Below are 20102 nucleotides of genomic sequence, written 5' to 3' on the forward strand. Positions count from 1 at the left end.
CGCACTTTTAATTAATTATGCCTAAACCCCGTAAAATCATTCATATTGATATGGATTGTTTCTATGCTGCAATAGAAATGCGAGAAAATCCATCACTTAAAGATAAACCTATTGCTGTTGGTGGAAACGTGCAGCAACGAGGGGTTTTGACCACGTGCAATTATCCAGCTCGTAAATTTGGTTTACATAGCGCAATGCCAACCGCTCAGGCTTTAAAGCTTTGTCCTAAATTGATTTTATTACCTGTGAATATGCCTTTATATAAACAAGTATCAAAACAAATCCATGAAATTTTTCACCGCTATACTGATAATATTGAGCCGCTTTCTCTTGATGAAGCTTATCTTGATGTGACCGATTGTGAGCAATGTTCTGGTTCAGCAACTTGGATTGCGGAAGAAATTCGCCAAACAATTTTTAATGAGTTGAATTTAACAGCATCAGCAGGCGTTGCACCTTTAAAATTTTTAGCGAAGATTGCCTCTGATCAAAATAAACCAAATGGTATTTTTGTTATTAAACCTGAAGACGTTGATGATTTTATTAAAAAATTGCCGCTAAATAAAATCCCTGGCGTAGGAAAAGTGACAACGCAACGTTTACTAAATATGAACTTAGAAACCTGTGCAGACGTGCAAAAATTGGATTTAAGCATTCTATTGAATCAATTTGGTAAATTTGGTCAACGTTTGTGGCAGTTTTGTCATGGAATTGATGAACGTGAAGTTCAAACGGATTGGAAACGCAAATCTATTGGTGTAGAAGATACTTTATTAAAAAATATATCTTCTGTAGAAGAGGCTATTGATGAAGTGAATCGCTTATATCCAACACTTGAAGAGCGAATTAGACGAGCTTGTCCAGATATTCCATTAAATTCATTTAAAAAAATTGGTATAAAATTAAAATTTGAAGATTTTCAAACTACCACTTTAGAAAAAACGGGCTTGGAATTAACTAAGGATAATTTTGTCCAATTGATGCATCAAATTTGGTATAGATGTATAGGGCGTTCAGTTCGATTAGTTGGGTTGCATGTTAATATTCCTGATAATTCAAAGGAGCAGCAGATGAGTTTATGGTAATAATTATAGATTAGCCTCTTGAAATTACTAAAATTAACACCATTTTATGGTAAGCCTTGCATGGTAACTATACTGAATATCTAACGATTTTATTGACGACTTTATGAAGGATGATTTTCTATGATGAGAATTCTTTTATTTTTAGCAACGAATATGGCGGTATTGGTTGTTTTTAATATTATTTTAAGCTTAACAGGAATACAAAGCCGAGATGCCATGGGATTACTCATTATGGCTGGTTTATTTGGTTTTACAGGATCAATTATTTCATTGTTAATGTCAAAACGTTCAGCACTTGCTGCAACAGGGGCTGAAATTATTACTACTCCACAAAATGATGTAGAGCGTTGGTTAGTGCAAACTGTTCATTCACAAGCACAAAAAGCAGGCTTACCTAACCCTGAGGTTGCAATTTATCATTCAAATGATGTGAATGCTTTTGCTACAGGACCAAGTAAAACGAATGCTTTAGTGGCTGTGAGCACAGCACTATTAAACAATATGACTCGTGATGAAGCTGAAGGGGTATTAGCCCATGAGGTGAGTCATATAAAAAATGGTGATATGGTCACCATGACCTTATTACAAGGTGTATTAAATACCTTTGTTATTTTTGCAGCACGTATGATCGCCAAAGTGGCATCAAGTAGCCGTGATGGAGAAAGCAATACGGGGATGTACTATACCGTATCAATGGTACTTGAATTAGTATTTGGTTTCTTAGCAAGCATGATTGCAATGTGGTTCTCAAGATTTCGTGAATTCCGTGCGGATGCAGGTTCTGCACAATTAGTCGGTAAACAAAAAATGATTGCAGCATTAAAACGCTTACAAACTATTCATGAGCCTCAAGAAACTGAAGGGCAATTAGCTGCATTTGCGATTAATGGTAAACGCGGTGGTTTAGCCTCATTATTCTTAAGCCATCCTCCATTAGAAAAACGTATTGAAGCATTGGAAAATGCAAGTGATTTAATGAAATAAATTGTATAGAAAAGGTACTGTAAAGTACCTTTTTATTTTTTATCATATGATATTCATCATCGTTCATTTCCTTGATCTATCACTAATTAAATTCATTTAATTCGATTTGTTAGTTTATTTTATTAATAAAAACCTTTACTCTTTACTTCTAAAAAAAGCTCAATTGGAATAGACAATGGAACATACATTAGAAGATATTATTCGTATTTTTAATCAATGTTTTGAACAAGAATATAATACAAAATTGGAAAAAGGGGGCGAGTACCCAATTTATTTACCTGCATTCTTAGATGAAAATGGGACTAAAAGTGAACGATCATACAATGTAATTTATTTTGCTCGTGAATTTTATAGTAGTGCACTGCATGAAATTTCTCACTGGTTAGTCGCAGGTACTGAGCGTCGTAAATTAGAAGACTTTGGTTATTGGTATGAGCCTGATGGTCGTTCTACAGAACGACAACGAGAATTTGAACAAGTAGAAGTCAAACCACAGGCTATAGAATGGGTATTAGCCACCGCAGCAGGCTTTCGTTATTTTGCCAGTTCAGATAATTTAAATGGTAATCCAGGTGATACGCAACCTTTTAAACATGCGGTATATGAACAAGTAAAAGTTTATGCGCAACGTGGTTATTTGCCAAAACGAGCAGAAAAATTGCGTAAAGCACTTACTCATTTCTATGGTACAGAAGATAAAATTGATTTAGAGAAGTTTGATGTGACAAAAATTTAATTAGGTTAATTTTTTGCGTTAATGATAAAGTGCGGTAAATTTTTTGAAATTTAACCGCACTTTATTTTTATAATGTTATTTCGTCGCCATTTTCATGCGATGAACAAAGTCCGCTAATTCGGCTAAGCATCGCTGATGGTCCTCTAAATTTTGTTCTATAATTTTGACAATTGCAGAACCAGAAATAGCACCAGCAGCACCTAGTGCAATGGCTTCTTTTACTTGTTCAGGTGTTGCAATACCAAAACCTTGTAATATAGGTGGGGCATTATGTTGTTTTAGTTGGTCAACAAGAGTATCTAAGTTTGTTGCATATGCTTGGTTGTCTGCACTGGTTACGCCAGCTCGAGAAACTAAATAAGTATAGCCTTGGCTATTTTCAGCGACACCTTGCACTATTTTAGCACTTGCATTTGGTGGACAAATAAATACGGGTTGAATGCCATGTTTTTTAGCTGATTCACAATATTTCTCTTTTGCAAGTAATGGGATATCAGCCACTAAAACTGCATCTACACCTATATCTTTACAACGTTTATAGAAATTATCTAATCCTTTGGCAAAAATTAAGTTGGCACAAAGTAACAAACTAATCGGAATATCAGGATATTTATTTCTGATTTTTTCTAATAGCTTGAAGCTGTCTTCAGTGCTATGACCTGCACTTAAGGCTCGATTATTAGCGGCTTGAATCACAGGACCATCTAATAACGGATCTGAAAAAGGGAAGCCAAGTTCTAGAGCATCCGCACCGTTATCTACTAATGTGCAGATAATTTCAAAAGAACGTTCAAAAGTAGGATCACATAATGTTACAAAAGGAACAAAGGCACCTTCTTTCTTGTTTGCAAGTGCGGCAAATTTAGTATCAAAACGACTCATTATTGCATTCCCTTTTCTGTTAAAATTTTATCTACGGTGAAAATATCTTTATCTCCACGACCAGATAAGTTCACCACAAGAATTTGTTCTTTATTTGGATCTTGCTTAATCATTTTTAATGCGTAAGCAAGAGCATGAGAGCTTTCTAATGCAGGAATAATGCCTTCATGTTTGGCTAATTGTTGGAATGCATCTAATGCTTCATCATCAGTAATGGAAGGATATTCTGCTCGTCCAATACTTTGTAAATATGCATGTTGTGGGCCAACAGAAGGGAAGTCAAGGCCTGCTGAGATACTATAAGATTCCTCTACTTGCCCATCTTTGGTTTGCATAAGCGGGGAAACCATACCAAGATAGATACCGACTTTTGCATTACCTAAAGGCGCACCATGTTCTCCCGTTTCAATTCCTTTACCCGCAGGTTCAACACCAATTAAACGTACTGAAGGTTCATTAATAAAATCTGTAAACATACCAATAGCATTTGAACCACCACCTACAGCAGCAATGACCGCATCAGGTAAACGTCCTTCTTTTTCTTTTAATTGACGCTTGGTTTCTTCACCAATCATTTTTTGGAATTCACGGACAATAGTTGGAAATGGATGAGGGCCTGCTGCAGTACCTAGTAGATAATGCGTATTTTCGTAGTTTGCAGACCAGTCACGCATTGCCTCACAACAGGCATCTTTTAATGAACAAGAACCTTTTTGTACGGAAATGACTTCAGCTCCCATCAAACGCATACGGAATACATTTGGTGATTGACGTTCAACATCTTTGGCTCCCATATAGACACGGCAAGGCATATCAAGCATTGCACAAGCCAGAGCTGTAGCAACACCATGCTGACCTGCACCAGTTTCAGCAATAATACGGGTTTTTCCCATACGTTTTGCCAATAGAATTTGACCTAATACTTGGTTAGTTTTATGTGCACCACCATGTAATAAATCTTCACGTTTCAGATAAAGTTTAGTTTTTGTATTTTTGGTAAGATTACGACAAAGAGTGAGTGCTGTAGGGCGACCTGCGTAATTTTTGAGTAAATCTTGAAATTTTTTTTGAAATTCAGGATCATCTTTAGCTTCAACAAAAGCTTTTTCTAATTGTTGGAGTACAGGGACGAGAATTTCGGGTACGTACATCCCGCCAAATTCGCCAAAGTAGGGGTTCAAAATTGTATCTGTCATGTAAAACTTCCTCAAAGTAATATGAATATCTTATAAATACATACTATTACACTAGTACAATACATGTAAAGTTATTTTTGTAAAATTTATGATTAATAAATTATTTTTAAAAATAAAATAAGGTATATAAATACGACCTGATAAAAGATTTAGAAATCAATAATATCTTTAAACACGGCAACCAGCTTTTGATGATCTTTAATGCCTGCTGTCGTTTCTATACCTGAGTTTAGATCAATACCACTACAATGTTGTTCAAGTGCTTGTTTTATATTACTCGGATTGATACCGCCCGCTAATAAAATGTGTTGTTTTAATTTCCTTGGAATTTTAGACCAATCAAAACTTACACCCGTGCCGCCTTGTTGTGAACCTTGTTTGCTGTCTAGTAGATAGCGATCCACGGCAGAAATTTTTGAAATTTTCACCGCACTTTTATCATGAATATCTATTGAAATGGCTTTCCAGATTTGAATTTGTTTAGGTAATTGAGTGCGAAGTAGACTAATAAATTCAGCATTTTCTGAACCATGTAATTGCACTGCATATAAGTTTAATTGACTAGCAATTTTTACAATAAAGTCAATTTCTTGATTTTGGAAAACACCGACAAAACGTAGTGGTGCCGTAGTTACGAGTTCTTGTGCTTGACGTAAAGATACACAACGTTTTGAATTCTCAACAAAAATTAAACCACCATATAGAGAACCATTGTCATATACAGCTTGAACATCTTGAGCACGGGTTAAACCGCAGACTTTATTTTCACCAAAAATAATAGAACGAATGGCATTATTTAAATCATCACTACTCATTAAGCTACTACCAATGAGAAATGCATGTACATAGGGTTTAAGTTGTTGGACTTCTTTATGAGAATAAATACCTGATTCACTGATAATAATACGGTCAGTTGGAATTTGTGTCGCTAGTGGTGGAGTGCGGTTAAGATCAACAGTTAAATCATGAAGATTACGATTATTTATTCCTATGACTTTTGCTCCAAGTGCGATAGCACGCTCAAGTTCAGCTTGATTTGAAGTTTCTGTTAATACCCCCATGCCTAATTCATGAGCAAGTTTTGCAAGGGTCAGGTAAGATTCATCATTAAGCACTGAAAGCATTAATAAAATGGCATCAGCTTGATAATAACGAGCTAAATAGACTTGATATTCACTAATCATGAAGTCTTTACATAAAACAGGTTGAGAGACAATATCACGTACTTGTTTAATATAATTAAAATCACCTTGGAAGTATTTTTCATCGGTGAGTACTGAAATTGCCGTAGCATAATTTTTATAGACACGGGCGATTTCAGATAAGTTAAATTGCTCACGAATTAAACCTTTTGAAGGAGAAGCTTTTTTACACTCTAAAATAAATGCGGGGCGTTGATGCGTTCCTTTACTTAACGCATCATAAAAACTGCGGTCAGATTGGGTAATTTTATGGCTAAATTCGCTGAGTGGAAATTCCGCTTTTTTTCTTTTATCCAAAGTGCTTTATCTAACACAATATTTTGCAGAACGGTTGCACCTTCAATTGGTTTACTAAAATCTTGTTTAATCATTGTTCTATCTTCTTATTGTTGGGAAGGGTTATTGTCAGCCCACATAAATCTAAAATAATTTTTAGACAGTCACTAAAACTGTCTCAATAAATCATTATTAATTAATAGGTTGTTAATTTCTGCAAGGTTGCAAAGGCTTTGCCACTTGCTAATTGATTTAGCACGTCTTGAACATTTTGTTTTAAATTATCATGACCAAATAAACGCAATAATAAAGCCGTATTTGCCGCAATAGCATTATTGTGAGCAGGTTTGCCTCTGCCTTGTAAAATCTCGGTCAGAATATGTGCATTTTCAGTAGGCTCACCACCACAGAGATCTTCAATTTTTTGTGTAGGTAAACCAAAATCTTGTGGCGTAAGTGTATAGTACTCAATTTTTCCCTCTTTGATTTCTGCAACTTGAGTGCTTCCATGTAAAGCCACTTCATCTAAACCTGCTCCATGTACTACAAAACTATGCTTTTGACCCAGTGAAAGTGCAAGTTGAGCATAAAGTGGAATTAATTCAGATGAATATACGCCAAGTAATTGATGTGAAGGGCGAGCAGGATTAATTAATGGCCCTAATATATTAAATAAGGTATGTGTTTTTAACGCACTTCGGACAGCGCCAACAAATCGAAAACCAGGGTGATATTGTTGAGCAAAGATAAAACAAATACCAGTTTCATCTAGTGCTTGACGAGCTATTTCACTAGGCATATTAATATTCACTTCGAGAGCGGTTAACACATCACTGGCTCCGGTTTTACTAGACACACTACGGTTACCATGTTTTGCGACTTTAACTCCCATAGAAGCAGCAACAATGGCACTTGCTGTAGAGATATTAATAGTATGATGACCATCGCCACCAGTTCCAACAATATCTGCAAAGGGATAATTTGGACGAGGAAAAGGTTGTGCATTATTTAATGCTGCATTGACAGCACCTTGAACTTCTTCGGGCGTTTCACCACGAATTTTCAAAGCGATTAATAATGCACTAATTTGCTCATTACTAAACTGACCTTGCATAATTTGATTAAATAAAAATTCGCTTTCGCCAACAGAAAGAGGTTGTGATTGATAGAGTTTTTCGAGTAATCCAGCGGTTTGCATAATATATTCCTTTGTATTTTTTATTAGCGACACCAAAAGTGCGGTTATATTTTTAAAAATTTTATCGATGAATATCGTAATCTAAGTCTTTCGCTTCATCGCCAGTCATACCACGGAATCCCCAACAATGAGCAGGTTGTTCTTTAATTGTGATTTCTATATCCAATGCATTTAATTTTGCTTTATATTCCAATTCACTAAATAACATTTTAATTAAACGTTTTTTGGTTTCTTCAGTACGCCCTTGCATCAAATTAATTTCAATCGCAATAAAACGTTCAGTTCGGTTAATCGGTAAATAGAAATCTTCTTTTTCTAAACCTACAAATCTTAAAGTGTGTTTTCTTGGAGGAATGCCTAAGCCAATATGTAAGCAATGAAAAATAGCATCTGCAATCTGTTTTCGGTAAGGTGCAAGTGATTTTTTTAAACCATAAACGGTAATCATAATGTCTCCTTACGAGCTAATAGCCATTCAATGGATTGTTGAAGTAGTTTTGAACCTTGTACGGTTAAAATACTTTCGGGGTGAAATTGAAAAGCACAAATTGGTAAAGTTTGATGGCGAATTGCCATGACAATACCTTTATAATTAGCATTCACAATTAACTCCTGTGGTAATTCTATGCCCATTAATGAATGATAACGAGCCACGGGCATTGGATTTTGTAATCCTTCAAACATAGCTTGATTATCATGATCAATTCTTGAAATTTTGCCATGCAATACTTCACCCGCATGAATCACTTTCCCGCCGAAAGCTTGAATTAATGCTTGATGACCTAAACAAATACCGATAATCGGACATTTATTTTTTAAACGCTCAATTAATGATAATAAAATACCCGCTTCTTCAGGTGTTCCAGGGCCTGGAGATAGAGCAAGAATAGTCTCAGGCAGTTCTAATGCTGTTTTGACTAATTGCTCTAAATTACAGTCATTTCGATAAACTTTGACCTCATGACCTAATATGCGGAATTGATCCACAAGGTTATAGGTGAAAGAGTCAAAGTTATCTAAAAATAAAATGTTAGCCATACTCTTTCTCCTTATTTAGCTTGTGTATTAATTTGAGAAATTGCGGTAAGCACTGCAGCTGCTTTATGACGAGTTTCATCAGCTTCCATTTGTGGATCAGAATCTAATACTTCACCACAACCAGCTTGAATATAGGCAATACCATTTTGAACAAAGGCTGAACGGATAACGATACAAGTATCAAAAGTCCCATCAGACGTGATATAACCCACCGCACCACCATAACTATGGCGTTTTTGTTGTTCAAACTGATAGATTAATTGCATCGCTTTAATTTTAGGGGCACCAGTTAATGTATCCATATTCATACAAGCTTGGTAAGCATGTAAAGCATCAAATTCTGGACGTAATTTACCTACTACACGAGACACCAAATGCATAATATGAGAATAGCGATCTACTTGCATTAATTGGGCAACTTTTCGAGTGCCCGTTTCACAAACCCTTGCGATATCATTACGAGCTAAATCTACTAACATCAAATGTTCTGCTTGTTCTTTTTGATCTAAGCGTAATTCTAATTCTAGGCGTACATCTAGCTCTGGATCAATATTACCATGAGCATCAAAACCTCGAGGACGAGAACCCGCAATAGGATAAATTTCTAATTGTCTTGTTTTAGCTTCGTATTTCAATGCACTTTCAGGTGATGCACCAAATAAAGTGAATTCATCATCTTGCATATAAAACATATAAGGACTGGGATTGTTATGCTTAAGTTTATCGTAGCTAGCAAGAGTGTTTGGACAAGCTAAAGAAAAACGACGAGAAGGCACAATTTGGAATACATCACCCGCATTAATATGATGTTTTAATGCTTTTATAATATCAATAAATTGTGGATCTTCTGCGTTTGTCGAAATTTCATTACTTGCAGGTTTAATGGGAAGTACAGTATCAATATTTTTTAATTTTTGGCTAATTGAAAGTGCTATTTTAGCAACTTCCACCTGTTCTTCTTGGGCAAAACAGAAACTTTTTAATGTGGCTTGTTGCGTTTGGTGATTGATGCTAATTAAATGTTCGGCTAGATAGAAACTATAATCAGGGCAGTTAATACCATCTGATTTTAGTTCAATATCTTGCATTGGAATAAAATTGGCTATTAAATCATAAGTAAATAAACCGCCTAAAAAGATAGGTGAAGTGCTTAATTGATAGGTATTATTAATTACACGTAATCCATCGAAAATGGTGGCAGATTGTAATTTGCTATCTTCATCTAATTGGTTATTTAAAGGTGCAAAATCTGCAAAAATTTCTCTAGAATTGACCGCACTTGTAGAGCTGATTTCTTGTAGTTTAGGTAAAATTGCTTGGAGAACTTGTTCACCGTTTTTATTTAATGCTGTAAAGCAAACACGATTGGCAAAGCAAGTGATTTTTACCGCCGTATTGACAAGTAAGAGGCTTTGTAAACTATTTTTACTACCAATTTCGGCTGAGTCTAATAATAATGTATTGTTATGTGAACATAAGGTGTTAAAAATAGCGGTAGTGTCTGCATAATAAGTCACTGGTTGTGTAGTGACTGAAATAAAAGGGGTATTTATCATAATAAATCCTTTGAAAAAAACTTTTAAACTATTAAACTAGTACAAGTGTATTTTGTCAAGGAATTATTTTAGATAAATAATATTTTTTAGTAGTTTGCTTAAGGTTCATATTTAAATAACTGCGGTAGGTTTTTGATAGATTTTTTAAAAGCCTGTATGATAATGCTTATCACAGTCTTAATTGATAACAAGGAGATAAAAAGTGTGGTCTGAAATTTTTGTTGGTTATGGTATTTTCATATTAGAAATTCTTACTGTTTTATTGATAACCGCAGGTATTATTGTGGCAATCGTTACTTTTAAACAAAATAAAAATGCTCAGTCAGGCGAGTTACAATTAACAGATTTAACTAAGACTTATCAAGATAACTCAAAAAAATTACGTCATTTTCGTTTAACTGAAGACGAATTAAAAGAGGTTGAAAAAGCACAGAAAAAGGCAGATAAAGCACAAGCTAAAGAAGAAAAAGCAAAACGCAAAAAAGGTGAAGTCGCAAAAGAAATCAAACCATGTCTTTATGTATTAGATTTTAAAGGTGATATTCATGCTTCTGAAACGAATGCATTAAGAGAAGAAATTAGTGCTATTTTAGAAGTAGCTAAGCCTGAGCAAGATGAGGTGTTATTGAGATTAGAAAGCCCTGGTGGTGTAGTGCATGGTTATGGGCTTGCTGCATCACAATTAGCACGCTTAAAACAACAAGGTATTAAATTAACAGTAGCGGTGGATAAAGTAGCTGCTAGTGGTGGTTATATGATGGCTTGTGTGGCAGATAAGATTATTTCAGCTCCATTTGCAATTATTGGGTCTGTTGGGGTAGTGGCTCAAGTGCCTAATCTTCATCGCTTATTAAAGAAACATGACGTGGATGTGGATGTGATGACTGCGGGTGAATATAAACGTACAGTAACACTATTGGGTGAAAACACGGAGAAAGGAAAACAAAAATTCCAACAAGAATTGGAAGAAACTCATGGTTTATTTAAACAATTTGTTGCTAAAAATCGTCCTCAATTAGATGTAGAAAAAATTGCTACTGGTGAACATTGGTTTGGTCAACAAGCATTAGAATTAAATTTAGTAGATGAAATTGCGACAAGTGATGATTTGATTTTAGAATCAATTAAGCAAAAAGATGTTATCTCAGTAAAATATCAAATTAAGAAATCGTTGATGCAAAAATTTGGTAAACAAGCAGAAGAGAGTACTCATAATATGTTGTTAAATTGGCTAAAAAAAGATAAAAAAATGTTTATTTAATGTTCTTTGCATTAATTTACATTAATTGACTTTTGTAGATAAAAATAAAAATTAATTTAATCTTAAGAACTATTTTTCCATTTACTTTCAAGGCATTTACATTTAGTATAGTCAATGGAATTTATAGATGATTTTATAATATATATGGGGTTATTTAGAATCGTATATAATATGTATAGTTTAGCAATAATCTTACTGAGATTATTAATTAAAAAGGTAAACCTAATGAAATTATCACGTCTTTTATTATCAGCTGTAGCAGCCGCAACTTTAGCCGCTTGTGGAAACTTAAGTGATGTTACAGATGAAGGTACATCTGACAATTTAGTATGGTCAAAAGTTGATCAATCAACTTTTAATCATGATGGTAGCCAATTTGGTTCATGGCCAAACTGGGATAACGTTCGTATGATCGAACGTGGTATGAATAAAGATCAAATTCGTCATTTAATTGGTAATCCGCAATTTTCTGAAGGCCTATATGGTGTTAGAGAATTTGACTACGTATTTAACTATCGTGAAAACGGTGTTCATAAAATTTGTCAATATAAAGTATTATTTGATAAAAATATGAATGCTCAGAGCTTCTTCTGGTATCCAAATGGCTGTAATGGAAACTCATCATTTAATTTAAGTGGCGATTTCTTATTTGATTTTGATAAAGACACTTTAACTGCTAAGGGTAAAGGCGTTGTTGATAATGTGGCTAGTCAATTAAAATCAACTGGTGCTAAAAATGTTAAAGTTGCAGGTTTTACAGATCGCCTTGGTTCTGATAAATATAATTTAGATTTATCACAACGACGTGCGGATCGTGTTAAAGCTAGATTAATTGAACAAGGTGTTGTATCACAAATTGATGCCGTTGGTTATGGTAAAGCTCAACAAGTTAAAGCTTGTAATGACGTTCCAGCAGGTAAAGAATTACAAGATTGTTTACGTCCTAATCGTCGTGTAGAAATTAGTGCTTCAGGTACAGTTTTAAAACAAGCTGAAAGTGGTGCAAAAGCAGGTACAACAGGTCCAACTCCTCTTTATCAAAAATAGTAATTAACTAAAAGTTTAAAAGGCTAGTGTTTGATCTAGCCTTTTTTATTGTTTGAAAAATGGAAATAGGGAAGTATAAATAATAGAATTTTATTTTTCAGTTGGTTAGTCTTCTAATTGTTTAATTATCTGTTGATTTATTTCTAATAAGGAACTTAGCTTTTTATCTGCTAATGACCAGCGAGGGTCATTGGGTCCTATAATGCCAGGCACAACAATACATTTCATTGATGCCGCCTTTACTGAGATCATGCCAATGATAGAATCTTCAATACCAATACATTCATAGCAATCAACACCTAAAACTTTAGCTGCATTCAACCAAACCTCTGGATGTGGTTTATTGTAGGATAGTTCTGTTGCTGAAGATAAATAAGTAAAATATTGATCTATTCCACAGCTTTTAGTAATTCCCTCTAATAAACTTCTTGGAGACGCAGAGGCAATTGCCATCTTATAGCCCAGTGCGGTTAACTTTTCTAAAGTTTCTTTGACACCTGAGATAAGAGGTTTTTTCTCTAAAATCAAATTAATTGCATGTTGATTGAATTTATCAGCCATTTCATCAATAGGTAATGGAGATAAATGGTATTTTTCATACAATAATGTGGCGACACCTTTAGCAGGAATCCCCGTTAAAGCCATCATATCTTCCCATGTTACGGGAATTCCATAAGTGTTAAAAGTCTCTATCCCCGCTTGTTTCCATAATGGTTCAGAATCAATTAACACGCCATCCATATCAAATATGATTGCTTTTATTGTCATTATTTTTCCTCTGACATTAAAAAATTAAGTAATTTTTGCGTTAAAGTAATGTAATGTCCTTTAAATCTATGGCTAAAGTTAATTAAATAATAGAGTTGATAGAGTGGTTTACGCTCTCTATATCCCTCCATATCTAGCGGGTAGGTTTCATTATATTTATCATAGAAGCTCTGAGGGAATGGTTCGAATATTTCAGTAAAGGCTAAGTCACATTCACGATCCCCCCAATAGCAAGCAGGGTCATAGATATAAATTTCTCCATTTACCTCACCGCAGTTTTCAATCCATAAGTTACCATGTAACAAGGACGGTTGAGGTTTATGCTTAGCAAGACGGTTAACCGCCATTTTTACAATGCTAGGAATATCACCGAATTCAATCCCTTTTTCTTTACAGATCTGCAATTGCCAACCAATACGTTGATCAGAAAAAAAGGTTGCCCAATTAGTTTTCCAGTCATTGGGTTGATATAAAGGACCTAGCCAAGTATCAAAATCTAAGCCAAAGCTTTCACTGGTGTGTTGAGCATGAAGTTTAGCTAATTTAACTCCGAATTCGCTCATGCCTGTATCCGTAATAGGTGCTAACGGTAATGCTTCTAGTAAGATAAAGCTATGATTTTGCGAACATCCTATTCCATAAACTTGAGGCACAGAAACCGTTTTTGTACGAGCAAGTAATTGAAGTTGATCAGCTTCACTACGGAACATAGAGCGATAAGATTTTTCATCCATTTTGACAAAGACTGGTTGAACGCCATCGCTAATAAGCCAGGCTTCATGTACTTCACCAGTATGAATTTTTTCTTTATCTTTGATGTTATAATAAGCACCAAATTGTTCTGCTAGCGTTTGAGAAATGGATTTCCACATACTTTCCCCCTAAATTCAACGACATTTAAGATTGTACTAATCATAGACAAAAATTCTCAGATAATCTGTGATAAAGTTCAAGTTTTTTAAAGTTATTGAATTAAAAAATAATAATGATAGAAAATCATGTTCTTTCTTATATTTTCAGATTTGCTTCATCCTTGCACCGATTGATTTTTATTCCATAAAGCAGCATTACAAGTAGTAAAATTCGTGATAAAATAACTGCACTTTTACTGTACATGGTAGGTACAAAGCAAAAGTGCGGTGCGTTTTGCGCCTTTTTTATTTACTCATTAAGCACACGTCATCTTTCGTATGGATGACCACTGTATAAGGATTCAACATGCCAATTATTACTTTACCTGACGGTTCACAACGTCAATTCGATAATCCCGTTTCTGTTCTTGAAGTCGCTCAATCTATAGGTTCAGGGCTTGCCAAAGCAACAATTGCTGGTCGTGTTAATGGCGAACGCCACGATGCTAGCGATATTATCAGCGAAGACAGTACACTTGAGATCATCACCGCAAAAGATGAAGACGGTTTAGAGATTATCCGCCATTCCTGCGCGCACTTGCTTGGTCACGCAATCAAACAATTATTCCCAGATGTGAAAATGGCGATCGGTCCAACCATCGAAAATGGTTTCTATTATGATGTGGATTTAGATCGTTCTTTGACGCAAGAAGACATTGACGCATTGGAAAAACGCATGTTGGAACTTGCAAAAACGAATTATGACGTAGTGAAACAACGTGTAACTTGGCAACAAGCACGTGATACCTTTGAAAAACGCGGTGAACCCTACAAAATGGCTATCTTAGATGAAAATATCGCAAAAGATGATCAGCCTGCGTTATATCATCACCAAGAATATATTGATATGTGCCGCGGTCCGCATGTACCGAATATGCGTTTCTGCCATCACTTTAAATTAATGAAAATTGCAGGCGCATACTGGCGTGGTAATAGTGATAACAAAATGTTACAACGTATTTATGGTACCGCTTGGGCAGACAAAAAACAATTAAGTGAATATTTAACTCGTTTAGAAGAAGCTGCAAAACGAGATCATCGTAAAATTGGTAAAGCCTTAGATTTATATCATATGCAAGAAGAAGCGCCTGGAATGGTGTTCTGGCACAATGATGGTTGGACGATTTTCCGTGAATTAGAAACCTTCGTGCGTACCAAATTAAAGCAATATGATTACCAAGAAGTGAAGGGTCCGTTTATGATGGATCGCGTACTTTGGGAACGTACTGGACACTGGCAAAATTACGGTGATTTAATGTTCACCACTCAATCAGAAAATCGTGAATATGCGATTAAACCTATGAACTGTCCTGGTCACGTACAAATCTTTAACCAAGGTTTGAAATCTTACCGTGACTTGCCAATTCGTATGGCGGAATTTGGTTCGTGCCACCGTAACGAACCATCAGGCTCATTACATGGCTTAATGCGTGTGCGTGGTTTTACTCAAGATGATGCGCATATTTTCTGTACTGAAGACCAAATTGAAAGTGAAGTGACTTCATGTATTAAAATGGTTTACGATATGTATACTACATTCGGTTTTACCAAAATTGCAGTGAAATTATCTACTCGCCCAGAAAAACGTATTGGTGCAGAAGAAATGTGGGATCGTGCTGAACAAGGTTTAGCTAATGCATTGGCGCATAATGGCTTAGAATATGAAATTCAAGAAGGTGAAGGCGCATTCTACGGACCAAAAATTGAGTTTGCATTACGCGACTGTTTAGATCGTGAATGGCAATGTGGTACGATTCAATTAGACTTTGCACTACCTGGACGTTTAAACGCCTCTTATGTGGCAGAAGATAATGATCGTCGTACACCAGTTATGATTCACCGTGCTATTTTAGGTTCAATTGAACGTTTCATCGGTATTATTACTGAAGAATATGCAGGTTTCTTCCCCGCATGGTTAGCACCAGTTCAAGCTGTGGTAATGAATATCACTGATAGCCAAGCGGATTATGTGAAACAAGTAACTAAAGCATTATCAGATGCTGGCTTACGTGTGAAATCAGATTTACGTAATGAAAAAGTAGGCTTTAAAATTCGTGAACATACCTTACGCCGTGTGCCATACATGCTAGTTTGCGGCGATAAAGAAATTGAGGCTGGAAAAGTAGCAGTACGTACTCGTAAAGGCACCGATTTAGGCACTTATAAAGTGGAAGAATTTGTGGAAATTCTTAAAAAACAAGTAATAGCAAGAGAATTAGCATTGCTTGGAGATGCGTAATTTATACTAAAAGCATGATTAAAAGAAAAGACGAACATTATGTTCGTCTTTTTTATGTGAATGATATTTGCATACAATTAAATAGTTAATAAACAAGCTTGATGATATTTAGATTGTTGTTTAACAAAAACTAGATAAAAATGGCTTTTATCATAATCATTCAATTTAAATGAATTATCGACCTCGTAAAAAGAAAGAAACAACAGCGATTACGATTACAGCACCTAATATAGAGGGAATTAATGCCATACCAGCAAGAGAAGGCCCCCAACTTCCAAATAAAGATTGACCTACACTTGAACCGATTAAACCAGCAAATATATTTGCAATCCAGCCCATTGAGCCACCTTTATTAGTTAACATTCCTGCAATGACACCAATTAATGCACCAACAATGATTGACCATAACATATGAATACCTCTCTTTTTGTGAATAAAAATAATAAAGATTCCTCTGTCTCATATATTGTTATAGTACATATTTAGATCAAATTGCAAGCTTTTATTAAAAAAATGTTACGGTAGAATTTAATTATTAAGCATTTTTTGTTGATAAAATATATTATACAAATCGGTATTATTTGAAACTATTAAGCTTTAATGCACAGAAATTTAATCAGAAATCTACCGCACTTTTTATCTTTGTAATGGAGGTAATCCATTTAGAATTTGATTAGCATTTTCTGCACTTAATTCATAGTGGTAATATTTCTTATAGAATTCTTGCGTTTTTTTCACCATATCTACATCTTCAAACTTTTCTGGATAAAAAGTTTTTGCTGCCCATAATACTTGTAGTGCCTCTTCTGCAGAGTAGCGATCCCAAGGAAATGTGCCTAATGGGTTAATTATTACTTTACCATTTTTAACCGCATTAATATTTTTCCATGTTGGATCGGATTTAATGGTTTCCACGGCTTTATCTGCATTAAAACTTCCAACGATGATAATGTCTGGATTCACTTTTAAAATATCTTCTAAAGTGATATCAACAAGGTTAGCTTGATCATCAAAGGCATTTTTAGCACCTGCTAAATGAATCCACTCACCCACAATGGACATACCACCATCAATTTTAGTGAGATTGGTTCCATTAGAAATATGTAATACTTTAGGGCGTTGTTCATCTCTAATATTTTTTAAACGATTTCTTACAAATTGAATATTACTTTCAAGCTCTTTAATATATTCATCGGCAATTTTATGCGCATTACCACCAATCACATCGGCGGTGACTTTCACTGTGTTTTTAAGCCCTTCAAAATCTTGAAACATCACTAATATCCCCGTCATACCTGCTTGTTTTACTTGGTTTAATAAACTTTTATTAGAAACTAAAATCGCATCAGGTTTTTGTGCTAATAATGATTCTGCATTACTATCATTACCTAAGGCTAGAGTGGGTACATTTTTAATATTTGGATAGATTTCAGCAAACCAGGCATTAGTTTTAATCGGTTTCACTGTGCCGACTAACTTATCTGCACCGCCAAGTAATAAAACTACTTGGTTATTGGCGGGCCATAGATCAATAATGCGATTAACTTGTTCAGCTACTTCTACAGGATTATTTTCGATATCTTGTACTGTACGTGCTTGTGCTAAAGGGATAATAAAATTTGAAAATAATAATGTACTTAGTATGTATTTAAATGTTTTGTGAATCATGGTTATTCCTTATTAAAGTTTTGCAATTGTACAAACGTTACGTTGTAATTCTTTTACGGGGAATAAACGTAAATTTGCTTGATCATAAAGTTGAGTGAGATTCGATTGAGTAATGATTTTTGGGGTTTCTCCAACTAGTAATTTGCCCTCATTGGTTAAAAGTGCGGTCAAACTTTCATTAATTTCTTTTTGCAGCAGAATAGGATGTTCGGGATTATGAGTGGTCATAATTACGGAGAATGATTGTTCCACTAATTCTTTTACGAGTTTTAATACTCGGAATACATTACCGTAGTCTAGTGCTGAAGTGGGTTCATCAAACAGAATTAATTGTGGTTGTTGAACGAGCACTTTGGCAATGTTTACCATTTGTTTTTGTCCACCACTAAGTTGCATATAAACCTTATCGCAGAGATGAGAAATATCTAATATTGCTAAAGCTTTTTCTACATAGTAATAATCTTCTTCCTTCGGCTTATCAAATATATTTAAATGGCTTGCTCGCCCAAGAACTACGTAATCCTTTACCGTATATTGATAAGTTTGTGGTGACTGTTGTGAAATATAAGCAACTTGCTGTGCAATTTGTTTTGAACTGAGCTGTTTAATATCTTTTTCTTTGAGGAAGACTTTACCTTGATTAGGCGTAATTAATCCTGAAATACAATTTAATAAGGTTGATTTACCAGCACCGTTTGCACCTAATAAAGTGAGTAGTTGTCCTTGTTTTAAGGTTAGATTTACATCATTAAGAATAATGTGTTGACCTCGTCGAAAAGTAAGATTTTCAATTTTTAACATAGTCATTTCTTAATCCACCACTTTTTGACGAATCAGTATCCACGCAAAGAAAGGCGCACCAATCAAACCTGTGAGAATGCCTAAGGGAATTTCTTGCACATAGAGATTACGAGCAAGGGTATCAATAACTAATAAGAAGATTGAACCGATTAATGCAGCTATTGGTAATGTTTGTAAATTATTGTCACCGATAAACATTCGAGCTAAATGAGGGATAATCAAACCAATCCAGCCAATTGTTCCACTTAAACAAACTGATGATGCCGTTAATAATGTGGAACATGCAATCATTATATTACGTTCTAATTTAATATTGACACCAATCAGTTTCGCTTCTTGTTCTCCTAAGGAGAGTAAATTGATATGCCAACGCATCGCAAAAAGTGCAACACCAGAAATAATAATGATAGGGGAAAGATAAAGAAGATTGGTATAGTTAGATTTTGTTAAGCTTCCTAATTGCCAATAAACAATATCAGCCAGTTGAGTTTCAGGATCCGCCATATAGGTAATTAAGCCCATGCAAGCTCCCATAAAGCCTGAAACGATGACACCAGCTAAGACTAAAATAATGGCAGAATCTTTTTTCATAATTTGTGGAACCGCTAATGTGAGAGTGACTGCAAAAATTCCACCAATGAAGGCGGCGATCTGAATTCCCCAAATATTCCAACTCCAAATTATTGCTAATGCTGCACCAATACAAGCACCACTGGAAACACCTAACATTCCAGGTGAAACTAAAGGATTGCGAAACACACCTTGAAATGTTGTACCAGCAATTGCCATGGAGGCACCAATCAAAATAGCTGCAATCACACGGGGTAAACGCAAGTTAAAAATAACGTTTTGTTGAATTTCATCGCCACCTTGTAAGATGAGAATTTTCCAAACTTGTTCGATTGGAATGGCAAAACGTCCAAGAGAAAGGGACAAAAGTGCGGTAAAAATTAATAAAATTATAAAACTGATAACAGTGATTGAATAATTTTTCATAAGTTCGTTGGATATATCAAAATATATTTTATTATATGACGAAATATCCTCCTTTCAATGATATTTTATATAAATAACTATATAGCGTTATGCGAAAAGATTTTTTCTAAATTATCATTTTTAGGCATAACTACTATATATTTTTATTGACGAGTTTGTGATTTGCTTAATGCTATACTTGTAATCATAAAATTCACTATTTTTCTCCAACAGTGGAAGAATACAGAATATTGGGGAAAAATATCATTATATATAAAT

18 protein-coding genes and 1 pseudogene are annotated in these 20102 nt (G+C 34.8%); 6 read left to right on the plus strand and 13 right to left on the minus strand.

Annotated features, from left to right (window positions below):
• Positions 1–17 precede the first annotated feature (17 nt).
• From dinB to HMPREF1052_RS01635, 3 genes are all read left to right on the plus strand, one after another.
• Complete coding sequence (gene dinB, locus HMPREF1052_RS01625; protein WP_005759259.1) at positions 18–1085, plus strand: DNA polymerase IV; 1068 nt, start codon at positions 18–20, stop codon at positions 1083–1085.
• Between the two features lie 120 nt (positions 1086–1205).
• A complete protein-coding gene (gene htpX, locus HMPREF1052_RS01630; protein ID WP_005758981.1) occupies positions 1206–2069 on the plus strand; it encodes a protease HtpX in 864 nt (287 codons plus the stop codon).
• Positions 2070–2244: 175 nt separating this feature from the next.
• On the plus strand, positions 2245–2805 hold the full coding sequence (locus tag HMPREF1052_RS01635) for an elongation factor P hydroxylase (protein ID WP_005759180.1): 561 nt from the start codon (positions 2245–2247) through the stop codon (positions 2803–2805).
• A 75-nt stretch (positions 2806–2880) separates the two neighbouring features.
• Here HMPREF1052_RS01635 and trpA read toward each other — a convergent pair whose 3' ends face one another.
• The 7 genes and pseudogenes from trpA to trpE all read right to left on the minus strand — a co-directional run bounded on the left by trpA (position 2881) and on the right by trpE (position 10153).
• Entirely contained in the window at positions 2881–3687 is an 807-nt protein-coding gene (trpA, locus tag HMPREF1052_RS01640) for a tryptophan synthase subunit alpha (RefSeq protein WP_005759129.1), read from the minus strand.
• Entirely contained in the window at positions 3687–4883 is a 1197-nt protein-coding gene (gene trpB, locus HMPREF1052_RS01645; protein WP_005758909.1) for a tryptophan synthase subunit beta, read from the minus strand. The genes trpA and trpB overlap by 1 nt, the downstream gene beginning before the upstream one ends.
• Positions 4884–5032: 149 nt before the next feature.
• Positions 5033–6456: pseudogene (trpCF, locus tag HMPREF1052_RS01650) on the minus strand (bifunctional indole-3-glycerol-phosphate synthase TrpC/phosphoribosylanthranilate isomerase TrpF).
• Positions 6457–6557: 101 nt separating this feature from the next.
• Complete coding sequence (gene trpD, locus HMPREF1052_RS01655; RefSeq protein ID WP_005758860.1) at positions 6558–7559, minus strand: anthranilate phosphoribosyltransferase; 1002 nt, start codon at positions 7557–7559, stop codon at positions 6558–6560.
• A 61-nt stretch (positions 7560–7620) separates the two neighbouring features.
• Entirely contained in the window at positions 7621–8007 is a 387-nt protein-coding gene (locus HMPREF1052_RS01660; protein WP_005759218.1) for a tautomerase family protein, read from the minus strand.
• Entirely contained in the window at positions 8004–8597 is a 594-nt protein-coding gene (locus HMPREF1052_RS01665; RefSeq protein WP_005759054.1) for an aminodeoxychorismate/anthranilate synthase component II, read from the minus strand. The genes HMPREF1052_RS01660 and HMPREF1052_RS01665 overlap by 4 nt, the downstream gene beginning before the upstream one ends.
• Positions 8598–8608: 11 nt before the next feature.
• Entirely contained in the window at positions 8609–10153 is a 1545-nt protein-coding gene (trpE, locus tag HMPREF1052_RS01670) for an anthranilate synthase component I (protein WP_005759210.1), read from the minus strand.
• A 202-nt stretch (positions 10154–10355) separates the two neighbouring features.
• On the opposite strand from trpE, the gene sohB reads away from it, so the two are divergent.
• Together sohB and HMPREF1052_RS01680 are read left to right on the plus strand one after the other, a co-directional pair.
• Complete coding sequence (gene sohB / locus HMPREF1052_RS01675) at positions 10356–11414, plus strand: protease SohB (protein ID WP_005759246.1); 1059 nt, start codon at positions 10356–10358, stop codon at positions 11412–11414.
• A gap of 225 nt (positions 11415–11639) precedes the next feature.
• Positions 11640–12461 (plus strand): OmpA family protein, encoded by an 822-nt coding sequence (locus HMPREF1052_RS01680; protein ID WP_005759164.1) that lies wholly within the window; start codon positions 11640–11642, stop codon positions 12459–12461.
• A gap of 105 nt (positions 12462–12566) precedes the next feature.
• Here the strand turns inward: HMPREF1052_RS01680 and hxpB are convergent, their stop codons facing one another.
• Together hxpB and HMPREF1052_RS01690 are read right to left on the minus strand one after the other, a co-directional pair.
• On the minus strand, positions 12567–13229 hold the full coding sequence (hxpB, locus tag HMPREF1052_RS01685; protein ID WP_005759269.1) for a hexitol phosphatase HxpB: 663 nt from the start codon (positions 13227–13229) through the stop codon (positions 12567–12569).
• Positions 13229–14101 (minus strand): fructosamine kinase family protein, encoded by an 873-nt coding sequence (locus tag HMPREF1052_RS01690; RefSeq protein WP_005759071.1) that lies wholly within the window; start codon positions 14099–14101, stop codon positions 13229–13231. The genes hxpB and HMPREF1052_RS01690 overlap by 1 nt, the downstream gene beginning before the upstream one ends.
• Before the next feature lie 346 nt (positions 14102–14447).
• On the opposite strand from HMPREF1052_RS01690, the gene thrS reads away from it, so the two are divergent.
• Positions 14448–16379 carry a threonine--tRNA ligase gene (gene thrS / locus HMPREF1052_RS01695; protein ID WP_005759122.1) on the plus strand — a complete coding sequence of 644 codons (1932 nt, stop codon included), beginning with the start codon at positions 14448–14450 and terminating at the stop codon, positions 16377–16379.
• A gap of 174 nt (positions 16380–16553) precedes the next feature.
• Here thrS and HMPREF1052_RS01700 read toward each other — a convergent pair whose 3' ends face one another.
• The 4 genes from HMPREF1052_RS01700 to HMPREF1052_RS01715 all read right to left on the minus strand — a co-directional run bounded on the left by HMPREF1052_RS01700 (position 16554) and on the right by HMPREF1052_RS01715 (position 19844).
• Positions 16554–16790 (minus strand): GlsB/YeaQ/YmgE family stress response membrane protein, encoded by a 237-nt coding sequence (locus HMPREF1052_RS01700; RefSeq protein WP_005759252.1) that lies wholly within the window; start codon positions 16788–16790, stop codon positions 16554–16556.
• Positions 16791–17015: 225 nt separating this feature from the next.
• Complete coding sequence (locus HMPREF1052_RS01705; RefSeq protein WP_370446577.1) at positions 17016–18053, minus strand: ABC transporter substrate-binding protein; 1038 nt, start codon at positions 18051–18053, stop codon at positions 17016–17018.
• A 6-nt stretch (positions 18054–18059) separates the two neighbouring features.
• A complete protein-coding gene (locus tag HMPREF1052_RS01710) occupies positions 18060–18848 on the minus strand; it encodes an ABC transporter ATP-binding protein (RefSeq protein WP_040596160.1) in 789 nt (262 codons plus the stop codon).
• A 9-nt stretch (positions 18849–18857) separates the two neighbouring features.
• Positions 18858–19844, minus strand: a complete 987-nt coding sequence (locus HMPREF1052_RS01715) for a FecCD family ABC transporter permease (RefSeq protein ID WP_005758877.1) — start codon at positions 19842–19844, stop codon at positions 18858–18860.
• Between the last annotated feature and the right edge of the window lie 258 nt (positions 19845–20102).

This window comes from Pasteurella bettyae CCUG 2042, from assembly GCF_000262245.1.
Taxonomy (GTDB): Bacteria; Pseudomonadota; Gammaproteobacteria; order Enterobacterales; family Pasteurellaceae; genus Basfia; species Basfia bettyae.